The 16045-nt window shown below is 62.1% G+C and carries 12 protein-coding genes; 3 read left to right on the forward strand and 9 right to left on the reverse strand.

The window, feature by feature from the left end; translation table 11 throughout:
* Nucleotides 1–5: 5 nt before the first annotated feature.
* Entirely contained in the window at nucleotides 6–1250 is a 1245-nt protein-coding gene (locus RBQ93_RS03440) for an efflux RND transporter periplasmic adaptor subunit (protein WP_320370620.1), read from the reverse strand.
* Nucleotides 1251–1304: 54 nt separating this feature from the next.
* Nucleotides 1305–1880, reverse strand: a complete 576-nt coding sequence (locus RBQ93_RS03445) for a TetR/AcrR family transcriptional regulator (RefSeq protein WP_320370621.1) — start codon at nucleotides 1878–1880, stop codon at nucleotides 1305–1307.
* Between the two features lie 179 nt (nucleotides 1881–2059).
* Here RBQ93_RS03445 and RBQ93_RS03450 point away from each other — a divergent pair, with 179 nt between their 5' ends.
* Nucleotides 2060–3172: an MBL fold metallo-hydrolase gene (locus tag RBQ93_RS03450; RefSeq protein WP_320370622.1), complete on the forward strand. Its 1113-nt coding sequence runs from the start codon at nucleotides 2060–2062 to the stop codon at nucleotides 3170–3172.
* 84 nt (nucleotides 3173–3256) lie between these two features.
* Here the strand turns inward: RBQ93_RS03450 and typA are convergent, their stop codons facing one another.
* Nucleotides 3257–5059, reverse strand: a complete 1803-nt coding sequence (gene typA / locus RBQ93_RS03455) for a translational GTPase TypA (protein WP_320370623.1) — start codon at nucleotides 5057–5059, stop codon at nucleotides 3257–3259.
* Between the two features lie 117 nt (nucleotides 5060–5176).
* On the opposite strand from typA, the gene uvrB reads away from it, so the two are divergent.
* Nucleotides 5177–7195, forward strand: coding sequence for an excinuclease ABC subunit UvrB (gene uvrB, locus RBQ93_RS03460; protein ID WP_320370624.1), 2019 nt, complete (start codon nucleotides 5177–5179; stop codon nucleotides 7193–7195).
* On the opposite strand, the gene RBQ93_RS03465 is transcribed toward uvrB, so the two are convergent.
* Genes RBQ93_RS03465 through RBQ93_RS03490 form a run of 6 tightly spaced genes read right to left on the reverse strand, consistent with a single transcriptional unit; the run spans nucleotide 7187 to nucleotide 15549 of the window.
* A complete protein-coding gene (locus RBQ93_RS03465) occupies nucleotides 7187–9580 on the reverse strand; it encodes an ATP-binding protein (RefSeq protein ID WP_320370625.1) in 2394 nt (797 codons plus the stop codon). The two genes, uvrB and RBQ93_RS03465, sit on opposite strands and share 9 nt — an antisense overlap.
* Before the next feature lie 4 nt (nucleotides 9581–9584).
* Nucleotides 9585–10139 carry a YfiR family protein gene (locus tag RBQ93_RS03470; protein WP_320370626.1) on the reverse strand — a complete coding sequence of 185 codons (555 nt, stop codon included), beginning with the start codon at nucleotides 10137–10139 and terminating at the stop codon, nucleotides 9585–9587.
* Nucleotides 10140–10147: 8 nt separating this feature from the next.
* Nucleotides 10148–12175, reverse strand: coding sequence for a TonB-dependent receptor (locus RBQ93_RS03475; RefSeq protein WP_320370627.1), 2028 nt, complete (start codon nucleotides 12173–12175; stop codon nucleotides 10148–10150).
* 14 nt (nucleotides 12176–12189) lie between these two features.
* Nucleotides 12190–14361, reverse strand: coding sequence for an ATP-binding protein (locus tag RBQ93_RS03480; RefSeq protein WP_320370628.1), 2172 nt, complete (start codon nucleotides 14359–14361; stop codon nucleotides 12190–12192).
* Nucleotides 14358–15227, reverse strand: coding sequence for an HDOD domain-containing protein (locus RBQ93_RS03485; protein WP_320370629.1), 870 nt, complete (start codon nucleotides 15225–15227; stop codon nucleotides 14358–14360). Before RBQ93_RS03485 ends, RBQ93_RS03480 begins: the two co-directional genes overlap by 4 nt.
* Nucleotides 15214–15549, reverse strand: coding sequence for a hypothetical protein (locus RBQ93_RS03490; RefSeq protein ID WP_320370630.1), 336 nt, complete (start codon nucleotides 15547–15549; stop codon nucleotides 15214–15216). Before RBQ93_RS03490 ends, RBQ93_RS03485 begins: the two co-directional genes overlap by 14 nt.
* A gap of 152 nt (nucleotides 15550–15701) precedes the next feature.
* On the opposite strand from RBQ93_RS03490, the gene RBQ93_RS03495 reads away from it, so the two are divergent.
* Complete coding sequence (locus tag RBQ93_RS03495) at nucleotides 15702–16043, forward strand: nitrous oxide-stimulated promoter family protein (protein WP_320370631.1); 342 nt, start codon at nucleotides 15702–15704, stop codon at nucleotides 16041–16043.
* Nucleotides 16044–16045 lie beyond the last annotated feature (2 nt).

Below are 16045 nucleotides of genomic sequence, written 5' to 3' on the forward strand. Positions count from 1 at the left end.
CTCCTTTACTTGGTGGCTGGTGCGGTTTGTTGCGTTGCTGCAGGCTGCTGGGCCGGGGATGCGGCCGGTTGCTGCGGCTTGGCCGGCTGCTGGCCGGCCGCTGCAGGGGCGGCGCCGAACGGCACCGCCTTGACCGGTGTGCCGGGGCGGGCCCGCTGGATCCCTTCCACGATCACCCGGTCGCCGGGTTTGAGCCCTTCGGCCACCAGCCAGGAGTCGCCCACGGTGCGTACCACCGTGATCGGCCGCGGCTCAACCTTCTCCTCGGCCCCCACCACCATCGCCACGGCAGCGCCCTGGGGGGTGCGGGTCACCCCCCGTTGCGGCGCCAGAATGGCCTGCTCGTTCACGCCCTCCTGCACGACGGCCCGCACGAACATGCCGGGCAGCAAGAGCTGCTGCGGGTTGGGGAACAGGGCCCGCAGGGTGATCGATCCGGTGCTCTGGTCAACGGTCACCTCGGAAAACTTGAGGGTGCCGGTCTGGGGATAGGGAGTGCCATCCTCCAGCAACAGTTTTACCTGGGCCTGGTTGGCAGCACCCTTCTTGAACAGGCCGTTGGCCAGGTTCTGTTTCAGCTTCAGCAACTCGGCGCTGGATTGGGTTACGTCGACATACATCGGGCTCAACTGTTGGATGGTGGCCAGGGCAGTGGGTTGGCTGGCGGTGACCAGGGCGCCATCGGTGACTGCCGAGCGGCCGATCCGTCCGGAGATCGGGGCGGTGACCTTGGTGTAGGCCAGGTTGATGCTGGCCGTTTGCACAGCGGCCCTGGCCGCTGCCAGTTCGGCCTCGGCCTGCTTGAGACCGGCCTGGGCGTCGTCGTTATCCTGCTGGCTGACCGCCTTGATCTGGACCAGTTCCTGGTAGCGCTGTGCCTTGAGCCGTACCGTTGTCAGGGTGGCCTCAGCCCGGGCCTGGTTGGCCTTGGCGCTGGCCAGGGCCGCCTCGTAGCTGGACGGGTCGATCTGGTACAGGACCTGACCGGCCTTAACGTCGCTGCCCTCGGTAAACAGACGTTTTTTAACGATGCCGCCCACCTGGGGGCGTACCTCAGCGATCAGATAGGGGGTGGTGCGGCCTGAAAGCTCGGTGGTCAGCGCCACTCGTTGGGTCTGGATGGTCACCACGCTTACTTCGGGGGGGCCTTGCTGGGGCATGGCTGGCTGTTTTTTCCCGCAGGCGGCGGTCAGGCCGGCAGTCAGCAGCAGCGTGACAGCCAGCAGTCGGGTGGTTGTGAGCTTGAGCATCGTGATACCTCGTTTGTTAGTTAGTAGCCTTCAAAATGAATGAACATTCAGGTGTTACCGTTTCATGGAATCCCAGCAGGCTTCGGCTATCCGTTGAATAAGGGTAGCATCAAGTTGAATAAAGCCAAGGATGTGATTGCGGGCCACGGAGACAATCGGTCCAAAGGCCAGATCGAACAGCAGCACCAGCGGCAGGTCTTTGATCACCTGCTGTTCGACACCCTGCTTGAACAGTTCGCAGTAGATGCCGCAATCTTCTTGTTGACCCAACAGACGATCGCGCCGGAAGGCTACACCGTAGGGTGAATTGTGAAACTGCTCGATATATTTGAACTCCTTCGGGTTGGTTATAAAAAACTGCAGCAGATTGCTGACCAGGTGCAGGAACCGCTCCCGGTACGGAATATCCATGCTGTAGCCCTGCTCCAGGAAGGTGTTGATCTTGCCCTCCAGCTCACGATAGAGCGTAATGATCAGCACATCCTTGTTCTCAAAGTAGCGGTAGATGGTGCCTGCCGCCACACCAGCCCGCTCGGCGATCAGCGAGCAGGGGGCGTCGTGGAAGCCATGCTCGGCCACCAGCTCCAGTGTGGCCTGCAGAATCGCTTCCCGTTTATCTTCTTTTGACATGTGTGCCTCCGTAATGAATGACCGTTCATTCATAAACCGATTGTGGAGCCTGGTCAAGAAAAAATCTGGCCCATAGACCGTGCAGATTCCGTGAACGTCGATCGGTTCAAGGCTTCCCTAAAGCGACATGACGTGCTACAAGACTTTGTGAGTCTTATACGTCTTATTGGGAGGTGGTGATGGAAAAGCTGATTAATCTGGACCAGGTCAGTGAGCTGGCTCCAGGGGTCTACTGGGTGGGGGCCGGTACCAAGACGTTCCTGAGTCGTAACAGCTTCTTGCGCATCTTCAAGGGCAATGGCGTTACCGGCACCCTGTTGATCGATCCGGGACCGACCAACGATTTTGACAGTCTCTCGCAAAAAGTTGCAGCGGTGCTCCCCGGTGGTTTGGCCAAGATCAACCTGGCGTTCATCAACCATCAGGATCCTGACGTGCTTGGGGTGTTGCCCACATTGGCCAAGCTTAACCCCAAGCTGACCGTGATCGCCACCGAGGACACCTGGCGTCTGGCCAATCTGAACGGCATGTCCAAGACCAACTTCCGTGCTGTTGACCGGGTACAGGGGCAAAAGGTGGTGCTGCCCACCGGCCACAAGCTGCAGTTTGTACCCACGCCATTCTGCCACTTTCGCGGCGCCTGCATGGTCTACGACCTGGAATCGCGCATCCTGTTCACCGGTGATCTGTTCGGCGGTATCGCCGCGTCGGGTCTCCATGCCCAGGAGGAAAACTGGGCCGGCATCAAGGCCTTCCATCAGCTGTACATGCCCAGCAATGAGGCCATCCGGCTGGCGGTGCAGAAGATCCGCCAACTTGACCCGGCACCGCTGGCTCTTATGCCCCAGCATGGCGGGCTGATCAGAGGGGAGCTGCTGGAGACCTTGATGCAGCGGCTGGAAGGGCTGCAGGTCGGGCTGGATATCATCACCTCGCTCAGCAGTAAGCTGCCGGCCCTGATCGCGGCGTTGAACGAGATGGTGACGGCGGCGAAGAGTATCCTGGGTGATGCTGAAACGCACAAAATTATGGGCTTTTTCAAGCCGGACGGCAGCTATCCCAGCCTGTTCAGCCTTAATAGCGATGAGCAGGTCAACGATATCAAGGGTGAGCCGCTGGAGGCGGTGGAGGCGTTGCTGCGGATGTTCCTCAGGTTTGCCAACGAAGAGCAAAAGGCGCTGCTGCGGCCCAAACTGCTGCTGATCCTGCTGCAGCATGAGCTGCCGCCCTTTGATTTCCTGATCAACCAGGAAGAGGACGGGATGATGGAGCTGAGCCCCGCTGATTTTTAGCAGGTGGCAGCGTCGGGTGCAAAACCGGGAGCGCGGTCCATGGACCGCGCCCCCGGTTTACAGACAGCAGAAGAAACGAGCCTCCTACTTGTTCTTCTTCTTGCGTTGGTTCGGGTCCAGTTCCTTCTTGCGCAGGCGGATCGAGGTGGGGGTCACCTCCACCAGTTCGTCGTCATCGATGAATTCCAGGGCCTGCTCCAGGGACATGGTGCGGGGCGGGGTCAGCTTGATGGCATCGTCGGAACCGGAGGCCCGCACGTTGGTCAGCTTCTTGCCCCGGCAGGCGTTGACCTCCAGGTCGTTGTCACGGGCATGCTCGCCGATGATCATGCCGCCGTAGACCTCCACGCCGGCGCCGATGAACAGCACGCCACGGGGCTGCAGGGCATCCAGCGAATAGGCGGTGGTCTCGCCGTGCTCCATGGCGATCAACACACCATTCTTGCGGCCGGGGATGTCGCCCTTGTAGGGGGCGTACTCGTGGAAGGTGTGGGTCATCACGGCGGTGCCACGGGTGTCGGTCATCACCTCGCCCCGCAGGCCGATCAGGCCCCGGGCCGGCACCACAAACTCGAGCCTGACCATCTCGCCCATCGGGTGCATGGCCACCATCTCGCCCTTGCGAGGGCCCATCTTCTCGATGATCGCCCCTTGGAACTCGGAGGCCACATCCACCACCAGGTACTCCATCGGCTCCATCTTGACGCCGTCTTTTTCGCGGATGATCACCTCAGGTTTGGAAACCGCCAACTCAAACCCTTCGCGGCGCATGTTCTCGATCAGGATGGAGAGGTGCAGCTCGCCCCGGCCTGAGATCTTGAAGGTGTCCGGTGAATCGGTGTCTTCAACCCTGAGCGAGACGTTGGTGCGCAGTTCCTTGGTCAGCCGTTCGCGGATGTTGCGGGAGGTGACCCATTTCCCCTCGCGGCCGGCAAAGGGGGAGGTGTTGACGATGAAGTTCATTGCCAGGGTCGGCTCGTCGATGGAGACGTAGGGCACCGCCACCGGACTCTCGGCCGAGGCCAGGGTCTCGCCGATGCTGACCTCGTCGAAGCCGGCCACGGTAACGATATCGCCGGTGCCGGCCTCCTGGATCTCCACCTGTTTCAGACCTTCATAGCCCAGCAGCTTGGTGATCCGGCCACGGCTGACGGCGCCGCCCTGCTTGATCATGGCCACGGTCTCGCCGGCCTTGACCCGGCCGTTGAAGATCCGGCCGGTGGCGATCCGGCCGATATACTCGTTGTAGTCGATGTTGGCGATCAGCATCTGGAACGGGGCGTTGGCATCGCCCTTGGGCGGCCGCACGTTGGACTCCACCACCGCAAACAGCGGCTCCATGCTGTTGGATTCGACGTTCACATCCAGCTTGGCGTAGCCCATCTTGGCGCTGGTGTAGACCACCGGGAAGTCCAGCTGCTCGTCGCTGGCCTCCAGTTCGCAGAACAGGTCGAAGACCATGTTCAGCACCTCGTCCGGTCGGGAGCCGGGGCGGTCGATCTTGTTGATCACCACGATCGGCTTGAGGCCCAGGTCCAGGGACTTCTTGAGCACGAAGCGGGTCTGGGGCATCGGGCCGTCCAGGGCGTCCACCAGCAGCAAAACGGAATCGACCATCTTTAAGACCCGCTCCACCTCGCCGCCAAAGTCGGCGTGGCCAGGGGTGTCCACGATGTTGATCTTGTACTGGCCGTGGTGGATCGACAGGTTCTTGGCCAGGATGGTGATGCCGCGCTCCTTTTCCAGGTCGTTGCTATCCATCACCCGCTCGGTGATGGCTTCGTGCTCACGGTACACGCCGGCATGTTTCAGCATGGCATCCACCAGGGTGGTCTTGCCGTGGTCGACGTGGGCGATAATGGCGATATTGCGGATACGTTCCTGCATGGGTTGAATGCTCCTTCAGAATGAAAAAGACGGGCGCAGGCCCGTCTAGGTTGCAGAGCAGTATGAAGAAAAACAGGGCTGCTGACAATCAGTTTTTTGTGATAGCCTAATAAAATCATGGACAATGTCTTCAAACTCACCACCAATTACACCCCCCGCGGCGACCAGCCCCAGGCCATCGACGAGCTGGTGGCCGGCATCGAGCGCGGCGACAAACACCAGGTCCTGCTGGGGGTGACCGGTTCCGGCAAGACCTTCACCGTGGCCAATGTCATCGCCCGCACCGGTCGGCCGGCCCTGGTGCTGGCCCCCAACAAGACCCTGGCCGCCCAGCTGTACGGCGAGTTCAAGGAGCTGTTTCCGGACAACGCGGTGGAGTTCTTCGTCTCCTACTACGATTATTACCAGCCCGAGGCCTACCTGCCCAACACCGATACCTTCATCGAAAAGGACTCGGCCATCAACGACGAGATCGACAAGCTGCGCCACGCCGCCACCATGTCGCTCCTGACCCGGCGGGACGTGATCATCGTGGCCTCGGTCTCCTGCATCTACGGTATCGGTTCGCCGCAGGCCTACCAGGCCATGCATATCTTCTTCCACCAGGGGGACGACTATGGCCGCGACACCCTGCTGAAGAAACTGGTGGAGATCCAGTACGAACGTAACGATACCGATTTTCACCGCGGCACCTTCCGGGTGCGGGGGGATGTGATCGAGGTCTTTCCGGCCTACGACAGCGAGCGGGCCTTGCGGATCGAGTTTTTCGGCGACGAGGTGGAGGCCATCTCCCAGATCGACCCCTTGCGGGGCGTCGTGCTGCAAAAATTATCGAAGGCTGCCATCTTCCCGGCCTCCCACTACGTCTCCACCAAAGAGAACCTTGAGCGGGCCGTGGAGCAGATCCGGCTTGATCTGGAGGAGCGGATCAGGCTGTTCAAGGCCCAGGGCAAGCTGCTGGAGGCGCAAAGGATCGAGCAGCGCACCTACTACGACATCGAGATGATGGAGGAGATGGGCTTCTGCCAGGGGATCGAGAACTATTCCCGCTACCTGGACGGTCGCCAGCCCGGTGAGCCGCCCTTCACCCTGATCGACTACTTTCCGGACGACTTTGTGCTGTTTGCCGACGAATCCCACATCACCATCCCCCAGGTGGGGGGCATGTACCGCGGCGACCGCAGCCGCAAAGAGACCCTGGTGGACTATGGCTTCCGTCTGCCGGCTGCCCTCGATAACCGGCCCCTCAATTTCCAGGAGTTTGAGAGCCGTATCAACCAGGTGGTGCATGTCTCGGCCACCCCGGCCGACTACGAGCTGGAACGGGCCGGTGGTGTGTTTGTGGAGCAGGTGATCCGCCCGACTGGTCTGGTGGACCCGCCGATCGAGATCCGCCCGGTGACGGCAGCCGAAGCTGGCGCCGGCCAGGTGGACGACCTGCTGCATGAGGTGCGGCTGACCGTGGCCCGGGGGGAGCGGGTGCTGGTGACCACCCTCACCAAGCGGATGGCCGAGGAGCTGACCAACTACTACCAGGAGCTGGGCATCCGGGTGCGTTACCTGCACTCCGACATTGATACCATCGAGAGGATGCAGATCCTGCGCTCATTGCGCTTGGGGGAGTTCGACGTGCTGGTGGGGATCAACCTGCTGCGGGAGGGGTTGGACCTGCCGGAGGTCTCGCTGGTGGCGATCCTGGATGCCGACAAGGAAGGCTTCCTGCGTTCCACCCGTTCGCTGATCCAGACCTGCGGTCGGGCGGCCCGTAACGTGGAGGGTCGGGTGCTGATGTACGCCGACACCATCACCCGCTCGATGCAGGGCTGCATCGACGAGACCGAGCGTCGTCGCGCCAAGCAGCTGGCCTACAACGTCGAGCATGGCATCACGCCGGAAACGGTCAAGAAGGGGATGCGCAGCATCCTGGAGTCGATTGAGGAGCAGGACTACGCCGCCGTACCCCAGGTGGCCGAGACGCTGGGCGACTACGGCGGCGACCTGAAGCAGATTCCGAAGCTGATCAAGAAGCTGCGCAAAGAGATGCTGGCCGCCGCCAAGGAGTTGGATTTCGAAAAAGCGGCCGAACTGCGGGACCGGATCAAATCGCTGGAAGATGCAGAATTAAAACTACGCTGACACCCCTACCGCAGCCTTGAATTCCTCCAGTTGACGCCTGAGCAGCGCCAGCCCCGCCGGCGCGCCGCTGATGTCGCCGGTCTTGGCCGCCGCCTCGATGGCGGCTGCGGTCTCCCGCATCTGCATGGCGCCGATATTACCGCAGGAGCCTTTGACGGTGTGGGCTGCCACCCGTAATCCGTCGGTGTCACCGCTTGTGATGGCCAGCTCAATCCCCTCCAGGCTGTGCACAATACCGTTGTGGAACATGCCCATGAACTTGGGGATCAACGCCTCGGCACCGCCCAGGCGTTCCAACAGTCCTTCCCGATCATAGACCGGTGCTGCGCCGCTCTCAGCGGCTGACATTACCAATGGCTGCGGTGTCGAAGTGGTGCAGCTGCCGCTGCCGCAAAAACGCTGCAGCGCCGCCACGATGGCGGCCGGTTTGACCGGTTTCGACAGGTAGCCGTCCATGCCGACCTGCAGGCAGCGCTCCTGGTCTTCCTTGGCAGCATAGGCGGTCAGGGCGATGATCGGGGTGCGGGGACGTCCTTCGCTGCGCTCAAACTCGCGAATTGCCATGGTGGCCTGCAGACCGTCCATCTCAGGCATCTGCACATCCATCAGCACCACATCGAACCGTTCTCTCCTGAAGGCCTGCAACGCCTCCTGCCCGTTCAGGGCCTCAACAAAGTGATGCTCCTGCTGCGACAGTACCGCCTTGACCAGTTCCCGGTTGACCTCAACATCGTCGGCCAACAGGACCGACAGCGTGGGCAGCGTATAGTGCCCGTCAGTCAGCGAGCAGGCCGGAGCCGGCTCCTGCTCGATCTCAAGGTCGGCCGGCGCCAGTGCGAACTGGACGGTAAAGTAAAAGCGGCTGCCGGCACCCGGGCTGCTCTCGACCCAGATCGTGCCGCCCATCAGCTCAACCAGGCTGCGGCAGATGGCCAGGCCCAGGCCGGTGCCGCCGTGGCGCTTGGTGGTGGTGATGTCGGCCTGCTCGAAGATCTCGAAGATCCGCTCTTGGGCCTCAAGCGGGATGCCGATCCCCTGGTCGGTCACACAGAAACGGAGCACAACCCCGTTTTCGGTCTGACGCTCCAGTTGCACCGACAGACCGATCTCGCCCTGTTCACTGAACTTGATGGCGTTGCCCAGCAGGTTACCCAGCACCTGATGCAGCTTGAGCAGGTCGCCCACCAGCCGGTCCGGCAGCTGCGGGTCGATGGAGACCACCAGCTTGAGGCCGTTCTGTTTGGCCTTGACCTCCATCGGCAGCAGGCCGTCGGCCAGACTTTGCCGCAGCAGGAACGGCATCGTCGACAGCTCCAGCCGGCCCGCCTCGATCTTGGAAAAGTCCAGGATGTCGTTGATGATCACCATCAGGTTTTCAGTGGAGTCGCGGATGGCCCGCAGGTGTTTTTTCTGCTGCTCCGGGGAGAAGCCGTTGCCCAGCAACAGCTCGGTCATGCCCATGATGCCGTTCATCGGGGTGCGGATCTCATGGCTCATGTTGGCCAGAAAGGCGCTTTTGGCCTTGCTGGCGGCAATGGCCTGCTCACGGGCCTTGACCAGCTCTTCGATGGTGGTTTCCAGCTCATGGTTGGTCTGCAGCAGCTCCTCGGTCCGCTGCCGTACCATCGCCTCCAGCCCCTCACCGTAGCGTTGCAGCTGGCTGTCACGCAACTGCACCTGCTCCAGCATGTCGTTGAAGCCGTCGATCAGGCGGCCGATCTCGTCGGCGCTGGTGTTTGCCATCCGCTGCGAGTAGTCGCGGTCACGACTGACCTGCTCCATGGTGGCGGCCAGGTTGACGATCGGTGTCGAGATCAACTGCTGCAGGAAGCTGGACAACAGGAAGGCTACCAGGCCGGCCACCAGCAAGACCGCCGCCACAATCATCAGCAGCCGCTGCAGGCGGGCGGTGAGGGCACTGATGTCGGACTGGATCACGATGGTGCCGATCCGCTGATCGTCGGCCATGATCGGGCGGGCGATCTCAATGTCGAAATCCAGATCGATACCCGGGGCGGTGGCCTCCCGTAGCAGGGCGTGGGGGGATGGATCATGCAGCAGGTCGGTGCGCACAAAGCTGGCATAGCCGTGCTGGTCGCTGGTCAGCACAAAGGCGGCCATGATTTGTGGCTTTTCGTGCAGGCCGGCCAGGATCTCGGTGGCTGCCATCCGGTCGTTGAACAAGAGCGGGGTGGCCATGTTCTTGGCGATGATCTCGGCATAGGCGGCCAGCTCGCGTTGCACCTCGGCGCGGGTGGTCAGCGCCTCGTTGATGACGAAGGAGAGCGAGGCCAGCGACAGCACGGCAAAGCTGATGGCCACCATCAGGATCATCAGCTTGCGGCGGATCGGGGCGCTATGGAAACGTTCACGGATTATCTGCATGCTGCTACTCCACTATCTCGCGGGCCAGTTTCAGCATCTGCGAGCTGATCTTGAGTCCCTGGCGTTTAGCCTGCCGGTTGTTGGCGATAAAGGTCAGTCGATTACGGTCCATGGTCAGTTCAAGCATCCCGCCGGCAAAGGCGAAGCCGTCGATATCGGAAACGGTCAGCACTGGCAGCTCCCGCAGCCTGCCAAGCACCGTCTGCAGGCGGCGCTGCTCCGAGGCGGCGATGAACAGCAGCTGGCATTCGGCTGCCCGCTCCAGCGAGGTCAGACGACGGATAACGACCTTTTTACCCTTGATGGTCCTGCCTGCCAACTGATCTAAAAGCGTCCCGAACGGGTCGTCACCCAGCACGCCGATGGTAAAGGAGGCAGACGTCAGCGCCTCTGCCGGCCAGTCGATGAACTTGGGGGCGTTGTAGAGAAAGGCCGCCTTGACCCCATATTCGGTGACGGTCTGTGCCCTGACGCCACCGGGATGACCCAGTACAAACAGCAGCAGCGCCAGTTTCAGCCAGAAACTGCAGCTGCAGATATGACCTCGGGCGTGGGACATGCCGCTCCTTAAAAGCTGTAGACAGCCTTGAAGCGCCAGCCGAAACCGTCCTGGCGGATGCTATCCATGGCATGGTCGCTGCTGGCCGGGTCATCGTAGCGTTGGTCAAACAGGTTATACAGGCTCAGGCTGCATTCCAGCCCCTTGATCCATTTCTGGCTGAACAGGGTCAGGTTGGTGATCAGCTGGTCACCGGCCCGGTTGCCGGCCAGGGTCCTGCGGTTGCCCAGGTACTGCAGCTCGATGCCTGACAGCAGCTGGTCGCCCACAAGCGGTAGCACCAGGTTGGCCTTGGCGCTATGCTGCGGCGAGTTAACCAGCCGCAGGCCGGTCTGGTCGTCCTTCGCCTGCTGGTAGCTGTAGCTGATCCGCCCGCTGAAGCCGCTGCGCCATTTGGCCTCCAGCTCGGCCTCGGCACCCCGCACCGAGGCCGAGCTGATGTTGTCGAAGCTGTCCAGGGTCGGGTCGCTCGGGTCCGCCACCACGCTGACCATGTCACTGATCTTGTTGTAAAAGCCAGACAGGGTCAGCCGGTAGTTATCAAACAGCCGTTGCTCGTAGATCAGTTCATAGGTTCTGATGGTTTCCGGTTTGAGGTTGGGGTTGGCCTTGAGCCCCAGCCCGGCTGCCGTGTAGTACAACTCGTAATTGTTGGGGGCGCGAAAGGCCTCGCCATAGATCAGTTTGATGGTGGACTGGGCCAGTGGCGTATAGATCAGCGCCAGGCGTGGGTTGACCTGGCCGCCGAACTGTTCGTAATGGTCGAAACGCAGCCCGGCGTTCAGGATCAGCTCCGGCAGGATGGTGTATTCGTCCTGCAGGAACGCGGACCAGTTGACCGCGTTGTTGCGCAGATCAAGGTAGCTGCTGAAAGGGTCCTGGTCGTAATTGGTGAAGCTGGTGGAGCTGTAGGAGAACCCGGCGCCCGCGATCAGCAGATGGCTGCCGCCCAAGAGCTTTGAAGCCTGCAGTTCTGTGCCGACACGGTTGCTGGTGGATTCATCGCGGTTCAGCACGCCGCTGTAGATGCCCTCGCCGTAGTAGTCGTAGTAATCGTAGTAGAGCCGCGCCTGCAGCCACAGATCGGCAGGAAAGGCGTGCTCGTACTTCAGGTTGACATAGGCGTAGCGGTCATTGGTGAAATCGGGGCGGGCGTTGAAATCCACCCCGTAGGAAGCGGTGGGGATATCCTTGCGTCGGTTGGCGTAGGCTGCCTGCAGGGTCAGGTCGCGCCAGGAGGCCGTGGCAAACAGGCTGTTGCTCCGCTCGCCATCCAGGTTGCGGGCCACGCCGTTGTTGGTGGCCGGGTCGTCAAAGGCGGGGTAGTACAGACTGCGGTCACCGGCGCTGTCGTGGTAGCTGCCGGAAACGGACAGGGCCAGATCGTTGTCGAGGCGCGTACCGTAGCTGATTCTGCCCTTGTAGCTCTCGAAACCGCCAGCTGAGCCGGCCAGTTCCATGCCGCGCAGACCGGTGCCGTGGCGGGTGATGACGTTGATCACGCCAAAAAAAGCGCTATTGCCATACAGCGATGAGGCCGGGCCGCGGATGATCTCCACCCGCTCCACCAGGTCGAGGTCAAGGATGAAATCCTCACCCATCAGGGCCGAGTCATAACTGCTTTCGTTGATCCGGTGGCCATCCACCAGCACCAGCAGCCGCGAGTTGTAATCGCCGGAGCGGCCGAAGCCGCGCACGCCGACGTAGCTGTAATTGCGGTCGTTGCTGACAAAAAAGCCCCGTTGAGCACGTAGCAGGTCGGCCAGGGTACGGTAGCCGAACAGCTTGATGGTTTCGGCCGTGACCACTGAGATCGAGGACGGTGCCTCGCTGATCGGCTGGTCAAATTTCGAGGCGCCGGAGACCGGGACGCTCAGCAGATCGTCCAGTGAGCTGCTGAACAGCTCCGTGGCCTGGGCCAGCTGGTCATCGGCTGCCTGGGCCGGGGCTACCAGCGCCAGGCCGAGACAGCAGCCGGCCAGCATCAGCCTGCCCTGTGTAGCCGTCAACCATTTGTATCCAGAATGATCGCCCATCTTCAGTCCTCCCTTCACGGGGCTGCCTGGTCGGCCTGGTGGTTAAAATCATCAAACTGGTGCCGCAGTTTTGCCAGGCCTGCGGCAGCGTCGCTGATGTCGCCGGTTCTGGCTGCGTCTTCCAATACGGCTGCCGTCTCCCGCATCCGCAGGGCGCCGATGTTGGCGCAGGAACCTTTGATGGTATGGGCCTGCACCCGGACGGCATCGCTGTCGTGGTCGGCGATGGCCTGTTCCAGTTGCTCCAGATTTTTTTGCACGCCGCTACGGAACAGGCCGATAAAGCGCGGGATAAGCGCCTCTGCCCCGCCCAGCCGCTCCACCAGCTCATCGCGGGCATAGACCGGCTGTAGTTCTTCACCTTCGGCGGGGGGCAGCTTGGGCGCCGCCGAAGGCGGCGGTGCGGCCGATCCCGTTGCACAGTGACGCATAAGCATGGACAACAGACAGGCCGGCTTGACCGGCTTGGCCAGATAATCATCCATGCCGGCGGCCAGGCATCTCTGCTGGTCCTCTTTGGCGGCGTAGGCGGTCAGGGCCACAATCGGCGTGTGTGTGCGCCCGGTGGCCTGCTCCAGCTGCCGGATGGCGCTTGCAGCCTGCAGGCCGTCCATCTCCGGCATCTGGACATCCATCAGCACGATGTCAAAGCTGCCGCTGGCATAGGCCTCCAGCGCCTCGCGGCCGTTGGCAGCCTCGGTGATCCGGTGGTCGTTGCGCAGCAGTACCGCCTTGGCCAGTTCGCGGTTGACCTCCACATCATCGGCCAGCAACACCGACAGGCCGGCAGGCTGGGGCTGGTCGGTGGCTACCGTCATGGCAGGTTGCTCCACCTCAAAGACGGCATCGGCTGCGGCGGGTTTAAGCCGTACGGTAAAGTAGAAACGGCTGCCGACCCCCGGCTGGCTCTCCAGCCAGATCATGCCCTGCATCAGTTCGGCCAGTCGCTGGCAGATGGCCAGTCCCAGCCCGGTGCCGCCGTAGCGTTTGGTGGTGGTGACGTCGGCCTGTTCAAAGCTGTCGAAGATCCGTTGCTGGGCCTCAAGCGGGATGCCGATCCCCTGGTCGGCCACACAGAAGCGCAGCACGATGCCCTCCGCCTCAGGCTGGCCCGCAGAGACCGAGACGGTGATGGTGCCCTGATCGCTGAACTTGATGGCGTTACCCACCAGGTTGGTCAGCAGCTGGTGCAGCTTGGGCAGGTCGCCCTCCAGCCGGTCAGGCAGCTCGGGGCTGACCTCAACTGCCAGCCGCAGCCCTTTCTGTTCGGCCCGTACCTGTAACGGGTGCAGGCCGTCAGCAAGCCCGCGACGCAGCAGGAACGGCTGCGACAGCAGCGACATCTTGCCGGACTCGATCTTGGACAGGTCCAGGATGTCGTTGATGATGATCATCAGGTTATCGGTGGAGTCGCGGATCGCCAGCAGGTGCTTGCGGGCCTGTTCGGGCGTGAACTCCTCCTCCAGCAGCAGTTCGGTCATACCCATGATGCCGTTCATCGGGGTGCGGATCTCGTGGCTCATGTTGGCCAGAAAGGCGCTTTTGGCCTGGCTGGCTGCCACCGCATGCTGGCGGGCCTGCTCCAGTTCACAGGTCCGTTCTTCCACCCGCAGTTCCAGGGTATCCATCTGCTCACGCAGCATCCCCCGCAGGGTCACGCTTTCCAGGGCATAGGCGCAGGTGTAGAGCACGATCGAGAGGGCGTTCAAGGCTGGCGCCTCAATGGTGATCCCCTGACCCGGCAGCAGGCCGATCAGCATTCCCAGGATGCGGGACTGGGTGGAGACCACCTGCAGCAGCGCGGTCTGATCATCAGCGGCCGGCGCCAGCACCGCCTGGTTGCGGTTGAGGGCCCAGGCAAAGGAGCTGGACATGATCTGCCGGTCGGCCTCGGTCTGCAGCAGCTGCAGTGCTGCCCCCGGTTCGGCGATGGTCAGCTCAAAGCTGCCGTCCTCCTGGCTGATCAGAACGCCCAGCGAGGAAAAGGGGATCAGGCGGCGGATCTGGGCCAGGGTGGCGCGGTAGATGGCGGATGGATCACTGGCCCGGGCCAGGTCGGCCTGAAAGTCGCCGCTGGAGGCCAGCATTTCCAGGATCGCCACGTAGCGGCGGTTGGATTCCTCCAGGTAGCTGATCCGCTCCTGCTGGAAGAAAGGGAAGGCGGCCTGGTCGTCATGCTGGCTCATACGCCCTCCGTCAGAATGCTGAAGGTCTCTTCCAGTTGCGGTTCGGCCTGCTTGATGATCGTGCCCAGCTGGTGGGACGACATTCCCAGCCGCTCCCAGGCGGCGGTGTCAAGGGGCGGCAGGCACCACTCGCCGGTCTGGCCGTAGTCCATCGCCTGGCAGATCAGGTCGGACAGGTGAATGGTGGCGGCCTCCAGCGGGAACTGAGCGGCCCGGGACGGGTGATGGTGATGTTCCACCGGTTCGGCGATGTTGGCCGGGATCTTCCAGGATTGCAGCAGCGCACCGCCGGCATCGGCGTGGTCGAAGCCCAATCGCTCGGCCTCGGTCAGATGATAGGGCAGTTTGGTGCTGCGGCTCTGCTGCATCAGTTCCATCACCACCGGCGGGATGGTGGTGGCCATCATCAGCTGCCCGATATCGTGCAGGATACCGGCCACGAAGAACCGCTCCACATTGGGTTCGCGGCGCCAGGTTGCCAGGGTGCGGGCGATGATGCCGCAGGCCACGCTGTGACGCCAGAAGGAGGTCATGCTCATCAGCTCCGGCGGGATGCCGGTGAAGACCCCCATCACTGAGGCGGCCAGGGCCAGGTCGCGCAGCTGCTGGGTGCCGATGATGGTGACCGCCTTGTTGATCGAATCCACCTTGCCGAACCAGCCGAACAGCGGGCTGTTGGCCAGCCGCAGCAGGCGTGCGGTCAGGCCCTGATCCTCAGTGATGATCTTGGCGATGTCGTCGATGGAGGTGCGGGGATGGTTGATCGCCTCGTTGAGGCGCTCGTAAAACAGTGGCAGTGAGTAGACGGTGCTGGTGCGGTCCACCAGCCATGCCACGGTATAGACCGGCTGATCAGCGAAGGCCATGCTGCACCCTCCTAATGGCGGCCAGCCGTAGCAGTTCCCGCAGCGCGGGGTGGTCGGTGCCGGCGTAGCTGAACAGCGGCTGCAGTTCCTCTTCGGCCGTTGCCAGGGCCGCCGGGTCCACCTCGGCCGGCAGCGGTGATTCGTCATTTACGTAGTCGATACCGGCGATATCGGCCTCAACCACGCCCCAGGTGCGGAAAATGGTCAGGTGCTTCTGGCTCAGCTCTGCCCCGGCGCCCAGCAGCATCCGTCCGGTGCGGTCCAGGACGTCGTTGGCCAGCACCATGCCGACCTCAAGGCTGTCAATCGGAAGCATCCCCATCAAGCAGGTCTCCGTGGATAAAGTGGCAGCACAGCGCGCATGCGCGGGGTGTGGACCCTCGTTGTAACCGATCAGGCATACATGGTAAAGAGATTATCACTTTTTTGACCGGCGTCATGTCGCTCGCGACAATTATCCGGCAAGATGACAGCATGCAAACGATGACTCGGCAGATGGCAAAGGATATCAGGGTGATCGGCAGGTTTACCGAGGTCTGGTGCGCCGGTCACCGCCACGACGGGCGCCAGCCGGTGACCGTGCCCGGCAGCGACAAGCCGCTGCAGCTCTGCCCGGAATGTGCCGGTTTTTTTGAGTATGCCGTCCTGAAGCGCCAAAAATGTCCGCTGGAGGCCGAAAAACCGAGCTGCAAAAAGTGCCGCATCCATTGTTACGCCCCGCAGCAACGGGACAAGGTCAGGCAGATCATGGCCTGGTCAGGCAGAAGGATGCTGCTGCGCGGGCGACTTGATTATCTCTGGCATTATTTTTTCTAAAC

This window comes from Trichlorobacter sp. (assembly GCF_034008105.1).
Classification (GTDB): Bacteria; Desulfobacterota; Desulfuromonadia; order Geobacterales; family Pseudopelobacteraceae; genus Trichlorobacter.

Coding starts and splice junctions, on each gene's coding strand:
- RBQ93_RS03440 (WP_320370620.1), bottom strand. CDS start 1,250: ATGCTCAAGCTCACAACCACCCGACTGCTGGCTGTCACGCTGCTGCTG.
- RBQ93_RS03445 (WP_320370621.1), bottom strand. CDS start 1,880: ATGTCAAAAGAAGATAAACGGGAAGCGATTCTGCAGGCCACACTGGAG.
- RBQ93_RS03450 (WP_320370622.1), top strand. CDS start 2,060: ATGGAAAAGCTGATTAATCTGGACCAGGTCAGTGAGCTGGCTCCAGGG.
- typA (WP_320370623.1), bottom strand. CDS start 5,059: ATGCAGGAACGTATCCGCAATATCGCCATTATCGCCCACGTCGACCAC.
- uvrB (WP_320370624.1), top strand. CDS start 5,177: ATGGACAATGTCTTCAAACTCACCACCAATTACACCCCCCGCGGCGAC.
- RBQ93_RS03465 (WP_320370625.1), bottom strand. CDS start 9,580: ATGCAGATAATCCGTGAACGTTTCCATAGCGCCCCGATCCGCCGCAAG.
- RBQ93_RS03470 (WP_320370626.1), bottom strand. CDS start 10,139: ATGTCCCACGCCCGAGGTCATATCTGCAGCTGCAGTTTCTGGCTGAAA.
- RBQ93_RS03475 (WP_320370627.1), bottom strand. CDS start 12,175: ATGGGCGATCATTCTGGATACAAATGGTTGACGGCTACACAGGGCAGG.
- RBQ93_RS03480 (WP_320370628.1), bottom strand. CDS start 14,361: ATGAGCCAGCATGACGACCAGGCCGCCTTCCCTTTCTTCCAGCAGGAG.
- RBQ93_RS03485 (WP_320370629.1), bottom strand. CDS start 15,227: ATGGCCTTCGCTGATCAGCCGGTCTATACCGTGGCATGGCTGGTGGAC.
- RBQ93_RS03490 (WP_320370630.1), bottom strand. CDS start 15,549: ATGGGGATGCTTCCGATTGACAGCCTTGAGGTCGGCATGGTGCTGGCC.
- RBQ93_RS03495 (WP_320370631.1), top strand. CDS start 15,702: ATGCAAACGATGACTCGGCAGATGGCAAAGGATATCAGGGTGATCGGC.